Annotated in this window: 14 protein-coding genes; 9 read left to right on the plus strand and 5 right to left on the minus strand. The window is 56.9% G+C overall.

The features are described 5' to 3' along the window. Positions 1–205: 205 nt before the first annotated feature. The 3 genes from AO726_RS05530 to trmA all read left to right on the plus strand — a co-directional run bounded on the left by AO726_RS05530 (position 206) and on the right by trmA (position 4,113). Complete coding sequence (locus tag AO726_RS05530) at positions 206–1,435, plus strand: MFS transporter (RefSeq protein ID WP_058067030.1); 1,230 nt, start codon at positions 206–208, stop codon at positions 1,433–1,435. A gap of 227 nt (positions 1,436–1,662) precedes the next feature. Beyond that, complete coding sequence (locus tag AO726_RS05535) at positions 1,663–2,955, plus strand: NCS2 family permease (RefSeq protein ID WP_058067031.1); 1,293 nt, start codon at positions 1,663–1,665, stop codon at positions 2,953–2,955. 69 nt (positions 2,956–3,024) lie between these two features. Further along, positions 3,025–4,113 (plus strand): tRNA (uridine(54)-C5)-methyltransferase TrmA, encoded by a 1,089-nt coding sequence (gene trmA / locus AO726_RS05540; protein ID WP_058067032.1) that lies wholly within the window; start codon positions 3,025–3,027, stop codon positions 4,111–4,113. Between the two features lie 19 nt (positions 4,114–4,132). Here trmA and AO726_RS05545 read toward each other — a convergent pair whose 3' ends face one another. After that, entirely contained in the window at positions 4,133–4,522 is a 390-nt protein-coding gene (locus tag AO726_RS05545) for a DUF4345 family protein (RefSeq protein WP_058067033.1), read from the minus strand. A 156-nt stretch (positions 4,523–4,678) separates the two neighbouring features. On the opposite strand from AO726_RS05545, the gene AO726_RS05550 reads away from it, so the two are divergent. After that, on the plus strand, positions 4,679–5,113 hold the full coding sequence (locus AO726_RS05550) for a DUF411 domain-containing protein (RefSeq protein ID WP_058067034.1): 435 nt from the start codon (positions 4,679–4,681) through the stop codon (positions 5,111–5,113). Positions 5,114–5,186: 73 nt separating this feature from the next. Beyond that, the gene (gene ypfJ, locus AO726_RS05555) at positions 5,187–6,062 is read left to right on the plus strand and encodes a KPN_02809 family neutral zinc metallopeptidase (RefSeq protein WP_058067035.1); all 876 of its coding nucleotides are present in this window, start codon (positions 5,187–5,189) and stop codon (positions 6,060–6,062) included. 52 nt (positions 6,063–6,114) lie between these two features. Here the strand turns inward: ypfJ and AO726_RS05560 are convergent, their stop codons facing one another. Then, positions 6,115–6,999 carry a PA4780 family RIO1-like protein kinase gene (locus tag AO726_RS05560; protein WP_058067036.1) on the minus strand — a complete coding sequence of 295 codons (885 nt, stop codon included), beginning with the start codon at positions 6,997–6,999 and terminating at the stop codon, positions 6,115–6,117. Between the two features lie 94 nt (positions 7,000–7,093). Beyond that, positions 7,094–7,987, minus strand: a complete 894-nt coding sequence (locus AO726_RS05565) for a LysR family transcriptional regulator (protein ID WP_058067037.1) — start codon at positions 7,985–7,987, stop codon at positions 7,094–7,096. Positions 7,988–8,084: 97 nt separating this feature from the next. Here AO726_RS05565 and AO726_RS05570 point away from each other — a divergent pair, with 97 nt between their 5' ends. The 3 genes from AO726_RS05570 (at position 8,085) to AO726_RS05580 (ending at position 10,082) form a co-directional block, all read left to right on the plus strand. Beyond that, positions 8,085–8,726 (plus strand): NAD(P)-dependent oxidoreductase, encoded by a 642-nt coding sequence (locus AO726_RS05570; RefSeq protein WP_058067038.1) that lies wholly within the window; start codon positions 8,085–8,087, stop codon positions 8,724–8,726. A gap of 14 nt (positions 8,727–8,740) precedes the next feature. Further along, positions 8,741–9,022 (plus strand): DUF2218 domain-containing protein, encoded by a 282-nt coding sequence (locus tag AO726_RS05575; protein ID WP_058067039.1) that lies wholly within the window; start codon positions 8,741–8,743, stop codon positions 9,020–9,022. A gap of 88 nt (positions 9,023–9,110) precedes the next feature. Next, positions 9,111–10,082: a bifunctional transcriptional activator/DNA repair enzyme AdaA gene (locus AO726_RS05580; RefSeq protein WP_058067040.1), complete on the plus strand. Its 972-nt coding sequence runs from the start codon at positions 9,111–9,113 to the stop codon at positions 10,080–10,082. Between the two features lie 185 nt (positions 10,083–10,267). On the opposite strand, the gene AO726_RS05585 is transcribed toward AO726_RS05580, so the two are convergent. Continuing rightward, positions 10,268–11,545: an acetyl-CoA C-acetyltransferase gene (locus AO726_RS05585; RefSeq protein ID WP_058067041.1), complete on the minus strand. Its 1,278-nt coding sequence runs from the start codon at positions 11,543–11,545 to the stop codon at positions 10,268–10,270. A gap of 157 nt (positions 11,546–11,702) precedes the next feature. Here AO726_RS05585 and AO726_RS05590 point away from each other — a divergent pair, with 157 nt between their 5' ends. After that, complete coding sequence (locus tag AO726_RS05590; RefSeq protein ID WP_058067042.1) at positions 11,703–13,058, plus strand: 3-oxoacyl-ACP reductase; 1,356 nt, start codon at positions 11,703–11,705, stop codon at positions 13,056–13,058. Between the two features lie 91 nt (positions 13,059–13,149). Here the strand turns inward: AO726_RS05590 and AO726_RS05595 are convergent. After that, positions 13,150–18,803 (minus strand): Ig-like domain-containing protein (locus AO726_RS05595; protein WP_058067043.1); only part of this gene is annotated, 5,654 nt, incomplete at its 5' end.

Here is an 18,803-nt window from a genome sequence, read left to right on the forward strand (position 1 = left end):
TTTAGAGGTATGCGTTGATGCGGCTAAAAAATGCCCTCAGTCAAAACCAATTCCCGGTATTGATCTGGATCAACAATTAACTAAAGAGTAGCTTTAAGCCCGGCAATATCCTCTGTGGTGTTTTGTCACTCCGTTTTGTCCTTAGCGGCTCAACTGATCCACCTTAGCGTGGTAAATTGCGCGCCCGCCTGATACCCGATTTGCCATGAATAGCTCTGCTCCGCTGCATTTGCGTCATCACCTCCCTTTTCTCGCGTTCTGGTTCGCCCGGGTTTTCACCGCCAGCGGCTTTCAGATGCTCACTGTGGCAATCGGCTGGCAAATGTATGCCCTGACGGGCAGCGTGCTGGATCTGGGCTTGGTGGGTCTGGTCGAGTTCATGCCCAAGGTTTTATTCATCCTCCTGACGGGCCATGTGGCAGATCGCTTTGACCGACGCAAAGTTGCAGCCATTTGTCAGGCAGCGCAGGGACTGGTGGCGCTGGCACTGCTAATTGGCAGCCACACCGAAACCGTTAGCCGCGAAATGATCTTCCTGATCGCCTTCCTGCTCGGTACTGCCCGCGCATTCGAGATGCCCACAACACAAGCATTGCTGCCCAATATCGTTCCGGATCACTTGTTTGCCCGCGCTGTAGCCGCATCAGCATCGGCCATGCAGTCAGCCACTATTGTTGCTCCAGCGCTTGGTGGCCTCTTGTATGCGCTGGGCTCCGGCTGGGTCTATGGACCGGCTGCAGTGCTTTATCTGTGTGCGCTGAGCATGATGCTGAGTCTGCCAGGGCAGCAGGTGCCGGCGTATCAGAAGATGTCGGTAAAATCGCTGCTGGCGGGCTTTAGCTTTATCCGCAGCCGGCCGGACGTATTCGGAGCAGTCTCAATGGACATGATGGCCGTCCTGCTCGGCGGAGCCACAGCCCTGCTACCGGTATTTGCCAAAGACATCCTGCTGACTGGTCCGTGGGGGCTGGGTCTGTTGCGCTCAGCACCTGCTATCGGTGCTCTGCTGATGTCGATCTGGCTGGCGCGCTTTCCGGTTGAACGCAAAGTCGGGCCGATCATGTTTACCTCGGTGGCTATCTTTGGTGTGGCGACTATTGGTTTCGGACTATCGACATCATTGTGGTTCAGCCTGGCCTCACTGGTAGTTCTGGGTGCTGCCGACATGATCAGCATGGTGATCCGTGGTGCCTTTGTGCAATTGCAAACGCCGGATGAAATGCGCGGCCGTGTCAGTGCGGTCAACGGCTTGTTTATCGGAGCCTCTAATCAGCTTGGCGACTTCCGCGCCGGAGCCACCGCCTCCGTACTCGGCACAGTACCTGCGGTATTAATTGGCGGCTTTGGCGCGATTTTGGTCACAGGCTTGTGGACTCGCCTGTTCCCCACCCTAGCCAAGCGCGACCACCTGCATCCGCAGGCCGGCGAGCACTAAATTTTCTGGTGATAAAAACCTGCTGGCTGCAGGTTTTTCCACGGGCTATGCACGCCTGCAAAAATAATTAAGCTGTCCGATCGGTCATAAATTCACCCTAACCAAATGAGCTGCTATCATCCGCGCCCTTTAATAGATCGGCTGCAAAAACTACGTAAAAAGCGTAGATATGCTTTGCTAACAGCAGGCATAGTGATGGCACCGCAGTCGCCAGGGGAAATCTCCACATGCTGGAAAAACTCTTTCAACTCAAGGCCCATAACACCACCGTTCGTACCGAGCTGCTGGCAGGCCTGACTACCTTCCTGACCATGGCCTACATCCTCTTCGTTAACCCGAGCATCCTCGGCGAAACAGGTATGGATAAAGGCGCTATCTTCGTCGCCACCTGCCTGGCCGCCGCTTTTGGTTCGGCTGTTATGGGGCTGGTTGCGAACTACCCGATTGCCTTGGCACCGGGCATGGGCCTGAATGCCTTTTTCACCTACACCGTGGTGAAAGGCATGGGTTACACGTGGGAAGTGGCGCTGGGCGCGGTGTTCTTGTCTGCGTGCCTGTTCCTGCTGCTGTCGGTGTTTAAGATCCGTGAATGGATCATCAACAGCATTCCGCTGGAGCTGCGCTCGGCGATTGCTGCCGGTATCGGTCTGTTCCTCGCGCTGATAGCTCTGCAGAACTCCGGCGTTGTAGTGGATAACCCCGCCACACTGGTCAGCTTGGGCAATTTGGCCAAGCCTGAAGCACTGCTGGCGATCTTTGGTTTCTTCCTGATTGTCGGCCTTGAAGCCCGCCGCATCACCGGCGCAGTGCTGATCAGCATTCTGCTGATCACAGGTATCAGCATTGCTCTGGGTATTTCCCAGTTCGGCGGTGTGATGTCGATGCCGCCGTCACTGGCACCAACCTTCCTCAAGCTGGACATCATGGGCGCACTGGATGTCGGCTTGGTCAGCGTGGTCTTCGCCTTCCTGTTCGTTGACCTGTTCGACAACTCCGGCACTCTGATCGCTGTGGCGAAGAAAGCCGGGCTGATGCGCAAAGACGGCCACATGCCCAAAATGGGCCGCGCCCTGATCGCCGACAGCACTGCTGCCATGGGCGGCTCGCTGCTGGGTACCTCGACTACCACCAGCTACATTGAATCTGCTGCTGGTGTTTCTGCTGGTGGCCGCACCGGTCTGACTGCTTGCGTGGTTGCTGTGCTGTTCTTGCTGGCTCTGTTCTTTGCCCCGCTGGCAGGCAGCGTACCGGCCTTCGCCACTGCACCTGCACTGATGTTCGTTGCCGTGCTGATGATGGCTGGCCTGGCTGAAATCGACTGGAGTGACATCACTGTCGCAGCCCCGGTGCTGATCACCGCTCTGGCCATGCCGCTGACCTTCTCCATTGCCACCGGTATTGCTTTCGGCTTTATTGCTTGGGTTGCTGGCAAGGTTTTGGCGGGCCGCTGGCGCGAGCTGAACCCGATGCTGGTGATTCTGGCCGTGTTCTGCGTCGTCAAGCTGGGTCTGTTCTCCTGATATGATGCGCGCGCCTGCAACAAGGCCTTCTTGTGACAGGCGCATTTTCCGCAGATTGACGAGTATCCCATGAGCAGTTCCCAGTTCGATCCCAGCACCTACAGCACTCAACTCGATGAAAAGAAGCAGCGTCTGATCGAACTGCTGGCGCCTTTTGATGCGCCTGCCCCACAGGTATTCGAGTCGCCGCAGGAGCACTACCGCCTGCGCGCCGAATTCCGCCTATGGCGCGAAGGTGAAGACCGTCACTACGCAATGTTTGCTGCTGGCGACAAACATCAGCCGATTTTTATTGAAGAGTTCCCGATTGCCAGCGTCCTTATCAACGATCTGATGCCGCGCCTGAAAGCCGCCTGGCAATCAAACAAGGTGCTGGGCTTCAAACTGTTTCAGGTTGAATTTCTCACCACGCTGAGCGGCGATGCGCTGATTACCCTGTGCTATCACCGTCCGCTGGACGACGCCTGGCAGGCTGAAGCGGAAAAGCTCGCAGCAGAGCTGAAGGTGAATATCGTTGGCCGCTCCAAAGGCAAGCGCATCGTGATTGGCCGCGACTACGTGCAGGAACAACTGCAAGTCGCAGGTCGCACATTCAGCTACCGCCAGCCAGAAGGTGCATTCACCCAGCCCAACGGCGAAGTGAACCAGAAGATGCTGAGCTGGGCCTACGACGCAATGGGCGAGCGCGAAGATGACCTACTGGAGCTGTATTGCGGCAACGGCAACTTTACCCTGCCGCTGTCTACCCGCGTGCGCAAAGTACTGGCCACTGAGATCAGTAAGTCCTCGGTAAATGCCGCGCTGGCGAATCTGGACGATAACGGCATCGACAATATCACCTTGGTGCGTCTGTCCGCTGAAGAGCTGACCGAAGCGCTGAATGAAGTGCGCCCGTTCCGCCGCCTGGCTGATGTAGACCTGAAAAGCTACGACTTCGGCACCGTGTTCGTCGACCCGCCCCGCGCCGGAATGGACCCGGACACCTGCGAACTGACCCGCCGCTTCGATCGTATCCTGTACATCTCATGCAACCCTGAAACCCTGGCGGCTAACATCGCCCAACTGCATGACACACACAAGATCACGCGCTGCGCCCTGTTCGACCAATTCCCTTACACCCATCATATGGAGTCAGGGGTTCTGCTGGAGCGCCGCTAAGTGCGGCGCTTAATACGCCTTACTGACTGCGGATAAGTCCCCGCAACGCCAGATAGCTGAACACAGCCCCGGTGATCTCCAATACCAGCGCATAGAGATTGAAAGTCTGCTGTGCGCCGCCATCCAGCCACAGCCCGCCGATGCGTGCCAAGGCCAGTGAGCTGTCGATCAACACCAGCAGAATCAGGGCTGCACGCATCAATTGCGCTGAAGTCAGCGACAGACCGATAAAAGCCGCCAGACCAATTTGCATGCCGCCATAAAAGGCGCGTACATCCGTGGCGGCCGCCGTCGACATCAGCAGCATTCCACTGTAATTGACCATCTCGTGGGGTCGCACAAAGTAAGCTAAGCCCAATCCCAGCAGCACCAGCAGTTGAATGATCAGCACCAAACGGGCGAATAGCATGCTCAGCATCCTGTCAGAGTAATTGTCGGTATCAGGTCATTATTCCACGATGACACGACTCGATCGCCTCCCGAAAGCACTGTCGCGCCAATTTGTAGTCAGAGAAGCAATAACCCGCCTTCGCTATAATCGTGTGATCACATTCAGGAGCGTCTCATGCGCCAGCTCATCCTTCTTGCCAGCCTATTCAGCAGCCTGAGTTTTGCCGCCGAACCGTTGACCATCGACGTTCACCGCGACGCCAACTGTGGCTGCTGTAAAGCCTGGATCAGCCATCTGCAGGACAACGGCTTCACCGTGAATGACCATGTGGAGCCTGACATGACTGCGGTAAAAATCCGCCTCGGTGTCCCGCCGCGCCTGGCGTCCTGCCATACAGGCGTGATTGACGGACAATTCGTTGAAGGACATGTACCGGCAGCCGATATCCTCAAAATGCGCAAACAACCTGATCTGCTCGGCGCAGCGGTGCCCGGCATGCCAACAGGTTCGCCGGGTATGGAGTATGGCAATGTACGCGATGCATATCAGGTCATCGGCCTGAACAAAGACGGCAAGGAAACGCTGATCAGCGAATATCCGGGTAACTGATCTCTGACAGCCGGAGTGGCGTACTTCGGTTTCACGGACAACACTCAACAAGCTCTACAAACAGGACGACGCTATGCGCTGGGAACGTGGAAGACGCAGTGACAACGTGATTGATGAACGCGGCCGCAGCGGTGGCCGGCGCATGGGCGGCGGTAAACTGACGCTCGGTGGTGTCGCCCTCATCGTCGTATTTGGCCTTATCAGCGGTCAGGACCCACTGCAGATCCTCGGCCAGATTGCCGGCCAGGCCATGCAAGGCGGCGGCCCGACCAGCGTGCAGGACAGCGCGCCACCTGCAGCCAATGACGAGCAGTCGCAGTTCGTCCGCGCTGTGCTGGGCGACACAGAAGACACGTGGCGGGAAATCTTTCAGCAAGCCAACCAGCAATACCGCGATCCGAAGCTGATCCTGTTCCGCGACGGGGTGAACTCTGCCTGTGGCTTTGCCGACTCGGCAGTCGGGCCTTTCTACTGCCCCGGCGATCAGCGCGTCTATATCGACCTGAGTTTCTTCCGAGAACTGGAGCAGCGCTTCGGTGCTGCCGGTGATTTTGCTCAGGCCTATGTGATTGCCCACGAAGTCGGCCATCACGTGCAGACCCTGCTCGGCGTATCGGCCAAGGTTAACGCCGCCCGCCAGCGCGGCCAGAAGCTTGAAGGTGCCAACGGCCTGCTTGTACGCCAGGAACTGCAGGCTGACTGTCTCGCCGGGGTCTGGGCGCACCACGGGCAGCGTCGACATGACTGGCTGGAGGCCGGTGATTTAGAAGAGGCGCTGAACGCAGCCAACGCAATTGGTGATGACCGTCTGCAAAAGCAGGCTCGCGGTCAGGTAGTCCCGGATTCCTTCACCCACGGCACTTCAGAACAGCGCGTGCGCTGGTTCAAAACGGGCTTCGAGTCGGGTAACCCGAATCAGTGCGACACCTTTAAGGCTACCCGCCTGTAAGAACAACGCAGAAACAACAAGGCAGCCTGATGGCTGCCTTGTTGTTTGCGGGCTACTTGGCCCAGGGAGGCGTCGGCTCAGCGGTACTGTCGTCATCCGGTTTCAGCATCGCCTGGCGGCGAGCTTCCTCGGCCAGCGCTGCTTTGATCTCACGCATTACCGAGTCAATATCAGCCTTGTGTTCGGAGCTCGCAAACTCCCCAGTCAACTGTGAGTCAGGCCGCAGCTCACCAGCCTGATACAGCGCCCACATTTCCTTAGCGTATTGGGTGTATTTCAGCTCCGGAGCAAACTGACCGAAATAGTCGGCCATGTTGCCGACATCGCGCTCCAGCATTTTGAAGGCATGGTTGTTACCTGCTGCATCAACTGCCTGGGGCAGGTCGATGATGACCGGGCCATCCGGAGCCATCAGCACGTTGAACTCGGATAAGTCACCATGCACAAGCCCTGCGCAGAGCATTTTCACCACTTCCTGGATCATCATGGCGTGGAATTCGCGGGCATCTTCCGGCAACAGGTCGACATCGTTCAGGCGCGGTGCAGCATCGCCCTCACCATCATCAACCATCTCCATCAACAGCACGCCATCCAGAAAGTCGTATGGTTTGGGCACGCGTACACCGGCATCTGCCAAGCGATATAGCGCCGAAACTTCCGCGCTTTGCCAGGCGTCTTCCTGTTCCTTACGCCCGTATTTTGAACCTTTGGCCATAGCGCGGGCGTCACGGCTGTTTCGAACCTTACGGCCCTCCTGATATTCGGAGGCCTGACGAAAACTACGCTTGTTTGCCTCCTTGTAAACTTTGGCGCAGCGCAGCTCATCGCCACAACGCACCACATACACCGCTGCTTCCTTGCCACTCATCAGCGGGCGTACCACTTCATCGACCAGCCCTGCTTCGACCAGGGGCTCAATACGTTTTGGCGTCTTCATTGCGGTTAATCAGGGTTCCTTTTGAGCCAAGTGGAATAGCGCTTGTTATACGGCAATCTGAGACCATCGCACAGCCTGTCACCGGCAGAATGAGTCAGTGCGGCAGTAAATGCTTGCGCAATGCCTCAATCGCATAGCGAACCTTAGCGGGCTGCGCCTCTCTACGCGGTGTAACTAAATAAATACCGTGGGCCGGAAAATGCCATTGCTCCAGTATGTGACGCAGGCTACCGCGCTCCAGTTCGCTGCGAATTTCCTCTTCGGGTTGTATGGATATGCCCATCCCGGCCAGGGTGAAGTTACGCACGGCCAGAATGTTGTTGCAGCTCACGCGGCTCTCCAAACGGAGTTTAACCACCTGCTCATCCGGCCCGACCATTTGCAAGTGACTGGCATTGGCACCATCTGCGTTCAGACCGATCCAGTCACAAGCAAGCAAATCCCCCGGGGTAGTAAGCGACGGCCTGCGCAGCAGGTAGGCTGGCGCGGCACACAGCACCATACGTGAATCACCGATATACCGGGCAACCAGGCTGGAATCGTCCATTTGCCCAATGCGGATGGCCAGATCAACCCGCTGCTCAATCAGGTCGATCTGTTCATCATGAAACATCAGCCGCAGGGTCAGCCCCGGATGGGCCTGCAATAAAGGCACCAGGGCGTTACTGATGCGTGTACCGGAAAATCCGACCGGAGCGGCGATACGCAGCTCCCCCACCGGCGCATCGCGCAACTCGGCCAGGCGCTGCTGAGCCTCTTCAGCCAAAGCCAAGACCTGAGAACAACTCTGATAAAAAGTGGCTCCAGCCTCAGTCAGCGTCAGCTTACGGGTGGTGCGATGCAGCAAGTTAACCTGGGTGCTCTGCTCAAGCTTACGAATCTGCTGGCTGACCGCAGAAGCGGTCATGCCTAATGCTTCAGCAGCCGCCACCATCGAGCCTTTATCCACCACAGTAGCGAACACAGCCATACGCTTTAGCTGCTCCATTATTAAGCTCCACTTAATAGTTAAAGCACTTTTAGCCTATTTTTCTCCCCTTTATCCAGCTGCGATCATCTCTCCCGTCATTTCAAGGAGATACACCATGAAGATCGCACTGATCGGCGCCACCGGATTTGTTGGCGCGGCTGTTTTGCAAGAAGCTCTTAACCGTGGCCATCAGGTCACCGGACTGGTTCGCAACACCGAGAAACTGCCGGAGCATCCGGCTCTGACCGCACAGGCAAGCGATGTATTCGACACAGCCAAACTGGCCCAACAGCTGAACGGGCACGACGCCGTCGTACACGCCTTCAATCCTGGCTGGGGCCGGGAGGATATCCGCGAAAAATTCATTGATGGCACTCGCTCCATCATCGACGCAACTAAACAAGCGCAACTGCAGCGCCTGCTAATCGTCGGCGGGGCCGGTAGCCTGTATGTAGCACCTGGCATTCAACTGCTGGATACACCTGATTTCCCCGCGCAATACCGTGAAGGCGCAGAAGGTGCCCGTCAGGCACTGAATATCATTCAGGCAGAAACCAGCTTGGCTTGGAGTTTTATCTCCCCACCAGCGCTGCTAACACCTGGTGAGCGCACCGGCAAATTCCGTCTGGGCGAAAATGAGCTACTGATGAACGGCGACCAACCGGCGTCGATCACCGTAGCCGACCTTGCAGTGGCTATTGTTGATGAGCTGGAACGCCCGCATCATCTGCGTAGACGCTTCACTGCCGGTTACTGATCGCGGAGGTCAACATGCCATTTGAATCCAGCGCTTATGTCGAGACAGGCACACCGGCACGTTACATCAGCCGCCTGTGTAAGCACTTTGCCCATAAAGTGCCCGTCACATTCGATGAGCAACAGGGCCGGATCGAGTTTGAAAAAGGCCTTGGCCTGCTGCAGGCCGACGACAAAGGTCTGCGCTTAACGGTGCAGGCTGATAACCAAGATGACCTGCCCTATTTGCAGGATGTACTGGGCAGGCATTTCGAGCGGGTTGCCTGGCAGGCTGAGCTGACCCTCAACTGGCAGTAAGGTGCTCCAGGCGAAGTTTGAAAGTCAGATGTGAATTGGCAAGCGCCCGCTCACCGAAGACAATCCAACTTCGCCAAGGAGAACCGCCATGCTCACGCCCGAACAATGCTGGAAAGCCATTTGTGCCCGTGATGCTGCGCAAGACGGTCAGTTTGTATTCACCGTCAGCAGCACAGGCATTTACTGCCGCCCCAGCTGTCCGGCCCGCCGCCCTAAGCGGGAGCATGTGAACTTTTACCCAGACGCCAGTACAGCAGAAGCAGCCGGATATCGTCCTTGTAAACGCTGCTCGCCCCACGGACAAAGCCCTGCTGAACAGTTAGATGCACTGGTGCAGGCTGCCTGTGAGCTGCTCAGCCAAGAGCCGCTGACACTTGATCAGTTGGCCAGCCGAATCGGTTTCTCCGCATCCCATCTAAGCCGTGCTTTTAAAGCCCGAACCGGGCTGACGCCCCACGCGTGGGCGAAAGCTAAAGAGCGCGAACAAACGGAGAACATTGTGATGCCTGCAAACTCTGGACGCAGCCGTAAACAGGCATTGCCTGAGCAAATCCGCTATGCCATTGCCGAATGCGACCTGGGGCAGATCCTCATGGCCAGCAGTAATAAAGGCATCTGCGCGGTGCTGTTTGCCGACAGCCATCAAGCTCTTGAGCAAGAGCTGCAACAACGCTTTCCCTCGGCTCACCTTGAGCATGATGACCAAGGCCTGCAAGACTGGCTGGCAACGCTGTTAGAGCAAATATGTGAACCTCAGCGCGCAGCGCATCTACCGCTGGATATTCGCGGCACAGCATTTCAACAGCAGATATGGAACAAGCTGCGGGAAATCCCCAGCGGCCAAACCCGAACCTATGCGCAACTGGCAGCCGAAGTAGGCAGTCATCCACGCGCCGTAGCCCGCGCCTGCGCCAGTAATCCACTGGGGTTGATCGTACCTTGTCATCGGGTGATTTCCAGCACTGGGGGGCTGGCTGGTTATCGCTGGGGGCTCGCACGCAAACAGGCGCTCTTAGCTCAGGAGAAAGCGTCGGTTGCTACCCAAAAGGTAGATTTGTAAAGCGTCATCCCCAACGTATCCGGCAGATCCAACGCTTTCGCAGTATTCGATAAGGCTGCACGCAGCGCATTCGTCCAGAGCACCAAAGCCTAAACTGCGAGCATAAAAAAGGCGGCCCCAAATCTGCGGGCCGCCTGAAATCATGGTGTCGCTGACCGTGTAAAAACACGGGAGCCTCTATTGGATTACTTTTCCAGAATCGCAGTCACACCTTGGCCGCCAGCTGCACAAATGGAGATCAAACCGCGACCTTGTTCCGCCACGGAAAGTAGCTTGGCCAGGTTCGCGACGATCCGACCACCGGTCGCCGCAAACGGGTGTCCTGCCGCCAGCGAGCTGCCTTTCACGTTCAGTTTGCTGCGGTCAATAGAGCCCAGCGGCGCATTGAGGCCCAAACGAGTTTTGCAGTATTCGGCGTCTTCCCACGCTTTGAGGGTGCACAACACCTGGGCGGCAAAGGCTTCATGAATTTCGTAGTAATCGAAATCCTGCAGCGTCAGGTTGTTACGGGCCAGCAGTCGCGGCACCGCATAGACCGGGGCCATCAGCAGCCCTTCCTTGCCGCTGACAAAATCCACCGCAGCGGCTTCGCCGTCTTTCCAATACGCCAGAATCGGCAAGCCACGGGCCTTGGCCCACTCCTCCGATGCCAGCAGCACCACAGAGGCACCATCTGTCAGCGGTGTTGAGTTGGCAGGCGTCAGGGTTCCCTGGGCGCTGCGGTCAAAGCAGGGGTTGAGCGTGGCAAGTTTTTCCAGGCTGATATCTGCGCGCAGGTTCTGATCGCGGGTCAGGCCCAGATAAGGCGTCAGCAGGTCATCGTGCCAGCCTTCAGCATAAGACGCGGCTAGTTTCTGGTGGCTGGCAAAGGCTAACTGGTCCTGCTCATCACGTGGGATGCCCCAGGTTTTCGCCATCAGCTCACAATGTTCGCCCATAGACAGCCCGGTACGCGGCTCACCATTGCGCGGAATGGCCGGTGCCAGATGCTTTGGACGAATTTTCAGCAGAGTCTTGACCTTGTCTGCTGTGGTCTTGCCGCGATTGGCTTCAAGCAAAATCCGGCGCAAACCTTCATTCACCCCAATCGGCGCATCGGATGTGGTGTCCACACCGCCCGCCACACCACACTCAATCTGGCCGAGTGCGATCTTGTTAGCCACCAGCAGAGCGGCCTCCAACCCAGTTCCGCAGGCTTGCTGAATGTCGTAGGCCGGTGTTTCAGGAGCAAGACGCGTGCTGAGTACCGTTTCGCGGGTCAGGTTGAAGTCCCGTGAGTGCTTGAGCACAGCGCCGGCGACCACTTCACCGAGGCGCTCACCATGCAGGTTGAAACGCTCAACCAGGCCATCCAGTGCACTGGTGAGCATTTCCTGATTGCTCGCCGTGGCATAGACGGTATTTGAGCGGGCAAACGGAATACGGTTTCCCCCGACGATGGCAACACGGCGCAACTGGCTCATGAACAACTCCTTTGTTGAATGGTAGGTGACACAGGCTAACGCCTGATTGCAGCGTCGCATTGGCCGCCATGCCAACACTGCATGACGGCCGGTCAATTGCGTATTTCTATGGTCTGCGTAGAGTTATGGCAAATTTTAAGTACTCTCAGGTGCCATTATGTCTGACCGTTACCTCGCCTTCGCCAACTCCAACGCCGGCCGTCGACTGGTCAACGCCCTTGGTTTACCTGCTCCGCTACACCTTGAACGCTGGGTTGCCGGAAGCAGCCACCCGCTGGAAGGGGCTCTGCTTATAGGCGGCGCAGGCTCAATGGCTACGGCCGTTCTTGGCTTTGCACACAAGCTAAACAAGACCATTTTTACTGCTGCTGACAACCAGGGCGATGTACCTGGCTGGAACGGCGAGCAGGATGGCAAGCTCAAGGCGCTGGTTTTCGATGCCAGCCACTTGACCCGTTTTGAACAGCTGATCGAATTACGCAACTTCTTCCAGCCCGCCCTGAAAAACCTAAGTACCTGCCCCCGCGTAGTGGTGCTGGGACGCGCCCCGGAGAGTCTGGATGACCCGATCGCCGCCAGCGTACAGCGCTCACTGGAGGGTTTCACCCGTTCACTCGGCAAAGAAATCCGCCGAGGTGGCGCAGTGCAGCTGCTGTATGTAGCGCCAGACGCAGAAGATCAGTTGGAGGGCGCGCTGCGCTTCTTCCTCTCTGCCAAGAGTGCGTATGTATCCGGGCAGGTGCTGCGTCTGTCGGCCTGTTCGACACACGTCAGTGATTGGACACGTCCTCTGGCCGGAAAGAAGGCGCTGGTAACCGGCGCCTCCCGAGGCATCGGCGCCGCCATTGCCGAAGTGCTCGCCCGTGACGGGGCTGATGTGGTGCTGCTGGATGTACCTGCCGCCAAAGACGCACTGGACGCCCTCGCCTCACGCCTCGGCGGTCGCGGACTGGCGCTGGATATCTGTGCACAGGACGCGGCTCAGCAGCTGATTGAAGCACTGCCACAAGGCTTGGATATTGTCGTGCATAACGCCGGCATCACCCGCGACAAGACGCTGGCGAAAATGAGCGAAGACTTCTGGAACTCGGTCATTAACGTCAACCTCAATGCGCCGCAAGAGCTGACTCAGGCGCTGCTCGAAAACGGCAAGCTGCATGACAATGCCCGCGTGGTGCTGATCGCCTCCATCAGCGGTATTGCCGGGAACATGGGGCAGACCAACTATGCCGTGAGTAAAGCGGGCGTGATCGGTCTGGCCCAAGCCTGGGCACCGGCCCTGGCCGAGCGCGGCATCAGCATCAATGCGGTCGCACCGGGCTTTATCGAAACCCAGATGACCGCCGCCATCCCGCTGACCATCCGCGAAGCCGGGCGACGCATGAACTCCATGGGCCAGGGCGGCCTGCCGCTGGATGTGGCAGAGGCCGTAGCGTGGTTCGCCCAACCGGGCTCAGGAGCAGTGAGCGGGCAGACTCTGCGCGTTTGTGGACAAAGCCTGCTGGGTGCCTGACGGGCAAATCGCAGGCACAAAAAAGCCCGCCGAAGCGGGCTTAAGTACCAGATCAGACGCTGCGAGCAAAGCCACGCAGCGTCTGGTTCAGTTACACCATGATCTGGTTGTTCTGCAGTAGGGTCAGCAAGTCGGTCTGGGTGTCTGCCAAGGTTAGTATCTCGACAAACTTGGACTGATCGCCTGTACCGTCACGGTCAATACTGATCACCGTGTCGTTACCTTTCACCTCGACACTCAGGTAATCCAGAATGCCTTTGGCAGAATGGTCCAGCTTCAGGCCATCCGAGTCCTGATAGAACGACACCGGGCCGCTGTAATCCAACAGACCACTGATATCAATCAGGTCGGCATTGGCATCCGTTGCGATGTTGCCAACGTGGAAGCCGTAGACCGTGTCATGCCCATTGCCGCCAGTCCCATCAGCGTTGTCCAGCAGGCGGTACATCAAGGTGTCATTACCACCATTAGTTAGGTAGTACACATCGTTGCCACCACGGCCTTCGAACAAGTTGTTGGCTGCGTTATCAGTAAAAGTATCGGCCTGATCAGTACCAATCAGCCCCTCAATACTGATCAACTTGTCCTCACCTTGGCCTACGGCCACACCAGTGTGCAGGTTCGCGTTGATAGCATTGGTCGATTGGCTGTAATCCACCACGTCCATGCCACCGTCAGCACTCCAGCGCTGCGCGCCGTCGACGACCAGGTCCCAACCACCACCACCGCTGTAGGTGTCATTGCCTTCGGAGCCGAAGAAGGTATCGTTATAGCCGGTACCAACGATGCCTCCAGCACCGATTGTGTCGTTGCTGGCACCATCGCTCTCCGCAGTAAGCACATAAGCATCGTGCGCCTTTCCGGTGGTAAGTCCGCCCCAACTCTGGTTGACCGTACCATTGGTATAGCCACCCAGCTCTGCGACCGCGCCTACGTGGTTAGCAACGCCGTTTTCAATCCTCAGCAACTGCACCGAGTAAGTTTCACTGGCCTCCAGACCAAAGAAACTTACAAGCGCCATGCTATTGCTGGAACCTGATGCCTGCGGGTTGATCAGCTGTGTAGCGACCAACTCACCCTTGGAGTTATAGAGCTTGACGGTATTGCTGTAGAACGTGTTGATGCCGTTCTTATCCAGAATACGGATCTGCAAGCTGGTCCCGTCCGCGGCAATGTTGGTGTTTTTCACCAGCAAAGTCGGAGCAGCGTTATCCCGTGCAACTACATCACCGTCAGCTCCAGCCCGATACATCACCAGGTCCATGGAGCCGTCCCAGTCGTAGTCCAGAGCTACAGCGCCAGTAATATTGGCGAGCGGTGCATCTGTAAGCGCCTGCGCGGTTCCCGACCAAACACCATTGCCCTGGTTAAGGTACAGCGTTGGAGTACCGGCACTTCCCTGACGTGGAACCTCAATCACATCCATTTTACCGTCGTGGTTCCAGTCCACTGCCAGCGATGTACCGCCATCCATATTGTCGCCAAACCACAGCGCTTCCTGATCGGTAGCAAGCAGACCACCCGTACCATCATTCAGATAAATGCGGCTCTCATCGGAGTTCACCGCATTTTTTGCGCCACGGTTCAGGTACAGGTCAAGCCAGCCATCACCATTGAAGTCCGCCCAAGTCATGGAAATAGACAGGTTTCCATAATCGAGATACCCGTCGTTACGGAACACATCGGCGTAGTTCACATACTGACTGAATTCAGCACCATCGTTGTACATGATGGCTAGTCCACGACCGAGGTTACCAATAGCAGTAGTACCGTTGTAATTAGAGTGAGCCGTGATATCCACTGTACCGTCGTTGTTCAGGTCAACCGCACCTACCTCATGCAAGATTGCATGGTTCCAGGGCATCGCCCCACCTGGATGCCCTGCTGCACGCCCGGATGCCTGCTCATACGTCAGGTTGCCATTCTCGTTCTTGATGAAAGAGATCGAGTCAGCTTCGGAGTCAGCCAGCACAAAGTCCAGATATCCATCACCCTGACGGTCATAGGCGATTGCACCGCCCAGATGGTTTAACGTCCCTTGATACAAAGCCTTGGGCTGATAGGTACCATCCGCATTCTGCATCCAGTAAGCCGTATAGCCAGCATTGCCGTAGGAGCTGACCTGAGACATTACGTCAGCAAGGCCATCACGGTTTATATCCGCAAATACAGCGGAGTTAATGAAGCGCCCATAACCGGCTTCAATAACATTGGCTCCCGCCCCATTAGCAATCGTTGGCTGAGCCAGATAAACCGAGCTGTAGTCGGTCTGATTGTTGGCTGAATACACCCGCCCCGCGTTTGCCGTGTAAGCACCGGTCTCCGCCCTAGCACTCTGGAAAAACGACCAAGAGCCATTCTGGTTAATCGTCACAGACGCCGCATTCAGCCCATAGCCTTCTGCATCCGTTGTGCCCCCCCAGGTCTGCTCAATCAGAGTGCTCCCGGCCTGGCCAGATGTCACACCAACACTGGTGGTGGCACTCATACCCGAGCGGTTACCAGCTTCATCCCACACGACAAAAGCCAGGTTATGAGCCCCGCCAGGCAAAGTCGTATCCAAGCTCCAGCTGCCATCAGCGTTGGCCTTGGCATAACCGATAACGGTATCCAACCCTTCCTGATAGGTGCCGTTGCCATTCACATCACTCACCAGCGAGACAATTGCTCCAGCCTCCACGCGCCCGTACTTGGAACTGTCAAAGCTGAACACGGTGCTGCTGTTTACGATTTTTTCGACCTCAGGTGCAGCGGAGATTTTGTCCGGCGCATCCATGTCCACCACGACTCGGTAGCCAGCCTCATTGAAGCCAGTATCGGTGGAGACGTTCCCGGCATCGTCGATTAAGCGCAGATGGTAGGTCGTGGTCGTACTACGGCTCACCTCAGGCAACTGATAGGTCCACTGAGCAGCTCCGTGGGAAATCAGGGTTGTCCAGCTACGACCACCATCAAAGCTGATCTGTAGGTGCTCGTCCTGATTCAACAAACGGCTTAAGGTCCCCTGCAACGTGACAGTCTGATCCCGGGTAACCAAGTCATTATTCTGACTGTACACACTGTCGCTAAAGGGGCTCTGCAGACCGTGTGTCGTATCTGTAGCCAAGCTATCCGAGCTGCTAAGCCCCAGTGTGACCGGACCCGCAGTGTCTATTTCCAGCGTTCGGCTAACGCTGTCGCCGACATTCGCAACAGTGTTAATGACCCGAGCCTGCAACTGATAGATGCCATCAGGCACTTGGATATGCTGTAAATCAGCCGTCCATTTGGCGTCACTTACAGATGCGACCACCCAATTTTTGCCATCGAGACTAACTTCAACTCGCTCATCAGCTCCCAGTTCACGATCCACAGAACCATGGACCAGCAAGGTGTTGTCGTTGGTGATGAAGTCACTGTTGCTAATACCATTGTCATCACTGATCGCTTCGATGCTGATCTTCGCTTCAGGGCTGCTGGTATTCACAACAACTACTTGTTCGGCTTGATTACCGAAGTTACCGAGCCTATCCACTACCCGGGCGATATAGGTGAACCGGCCGTTATGTGAGGTCGGGTCGGACAACGACCAGGATGTATCAACCACCGAGGCAGTCATCCAGGTTTTTCCGCCATCATTCGACACCTGCACCTGTTCACCGGCACGCAACTTCTCACTCAGCGTACCGCTGACTGTCAGGCTGGTATCGCTGGTGATGAAATCACCAACAACACCGGTGTCGTCGCTGATCGAAGTGATGGCGATATCTGCCAGATCGCTGACCGCCTGCACGTTAATCGCATGCTCGTTACTGAAGCCACTGGTGTTACCCGCAGCATCTGTGGCCGTCACACTGAATACATGTATCCCAACAGGCAGGGCACTACCAGGCGTAAAGCTCCAAGCTCCGTTCTCATCGGCGTAAGTACTGCCAATTTCAATGCCCTTGTTATAGACACGGATCAAGGCTCCTGCCTCAGCGCCACTGCCTATGATTTCCGGGCAGTCATCATCAGTGTAATCACCATTACCGACAGGGCCGGTGTACCCACCTTGATCATCAATCACCTGATCAATGTGCGGTACAGACGGCGGCGTCAGATCGCTCACAGTGGTGATGGTCTCAGGCCCGGTATTACCACTGGTGTCAGTCGCTGTCAGCTGCCCTTTTTCCCCTTCTGGCAGAGGATTAGGCTGGAACTGCCAATTACCGTTCGCATCCGTAACGGTTGTCATTGTTCCGCCATCAGGCTTGACCAACGTAATAGTGCTGCCAGCCTCTGCCGAGCCCGTCAGCCCAGCCAGATTATTACTATCCACCACAGGTGCATCCGGCGCGATCAAGTCAGCCTTGCCTGTAGCCGTTTCACCACTGACGTTGCCGCTCGGGTCAGTCGCAGTGACCTTGCCTTCTTCGCCGTCAGTCAGCGGGTTCGGTTGCATCGCCCACTTGCCATTGGCGTCTGTCACAGTAGTAACGGTGCTGCCGTCCGGCTTGGTCAGGGTGATGGTGCTACCGGCTTCACCTGTACCGGTCAGACCACCCAGGTTGTTGCTCTCTACGATCGGAGCATCCGGAGCAATCACATCGGAGCCACCGGTGTTCACCGGTTTACTGATGTTGCCAGCCTCGTCGGTCACGGTGACGTTGGCGCTTTCACCATCATCCAGTGGGTTCGGCTGAATCAACCAATGACCGTTTTCATCAACGGTTGTCGTCAGTGTGCTGCCGTCCGGCAGTTTGACCACGATGGTGCCACCTGCCTCGGCACTACCGCCAAGACCGGTTTCGTTATTGGTCTCGATCACAGGTGCATCCGGCGCGATCAAGTCAGCCTTGCCTGTAGCCGTTTCACCACTGACGTTGCCGCTCGGGTCAGTCGCAGTGACCTTGCCTTCTTCGCCGTCAGTCAGCGGGTTCGGTTGCATCGCCCACTTGCCATTGGCGTCAGTCACGGTGGTAACCGTGCTGCCGTCTGGCTTGGTCAGGGTGATGGTACTACCGGCTTCACCTGTACCGGTCAGGCCGCCCAGGTTGTTGCTCTCTACGATCGGAGCATCCGGAGCAATCACATCGGAGCCACCGGTGTTCACCGGTTTACTGATGTTGCCAGCCTCGTCGGTCACGGTGACGTTGGCGCTTTCACCATCATCCAGTGGGTTCGGCTGAATCAGCCAATGACCGTTTTCATCAACGGTTGTCGTCAGTGTGCTGCCGTCCGGCAGTTTGACCACGATGGTGCCACCTGCCTCGGCACTACCGCCAAGACCGGTTTCGTTATTGGTCTCGATCACCGGTGCATCCGGCGCGATCAGGTCAGCCTTGCCGGTAGCCGTTTCACCGCTGACGTTGCCGCTCGGGTCAGTCGCAGTGACCTTGCCTTCTTCGCCGTCAGCCAGTGGGTTCGGTTGCATCGCCCACTTGCCATTGGCGTCAGTCACGGTGGTAACCGTGCTGCCGTCTGGCTTGGTCAGGGTGATGGTGCTACCGACTTCACCTGTACCGGTCAGACCACCCAGGTTGTTGCTCTCAACAATCGGAGCATCCGGTGCGCTGAGGTCGGTCGTATCAGTTTCGGTCGGCTCACTGGTGTTGCCGTTTGGATCGGTGATGGTAACGCTACCCTTCTCGCCTTCGTCCAGCGGGTTCGGCTGGATTTCCCAGTGACCGTTCTCATCAACAATGGTGGTGACTGTCGATCCATCTGGACGCTCAACCACGATGGTGCCGCCAGCTTCACCACTACCGCCAAGGCCTGACTCGT

This window comes from Pseudomonas sp. TTU2014-080ASC, assembly GCF_001446935.1.
GTDB lineage: Bacteria > Pseudomonadota > Gammaproteobacteria > Pseudomonadales > Pseudomonadaceae > Aquipseudomonas.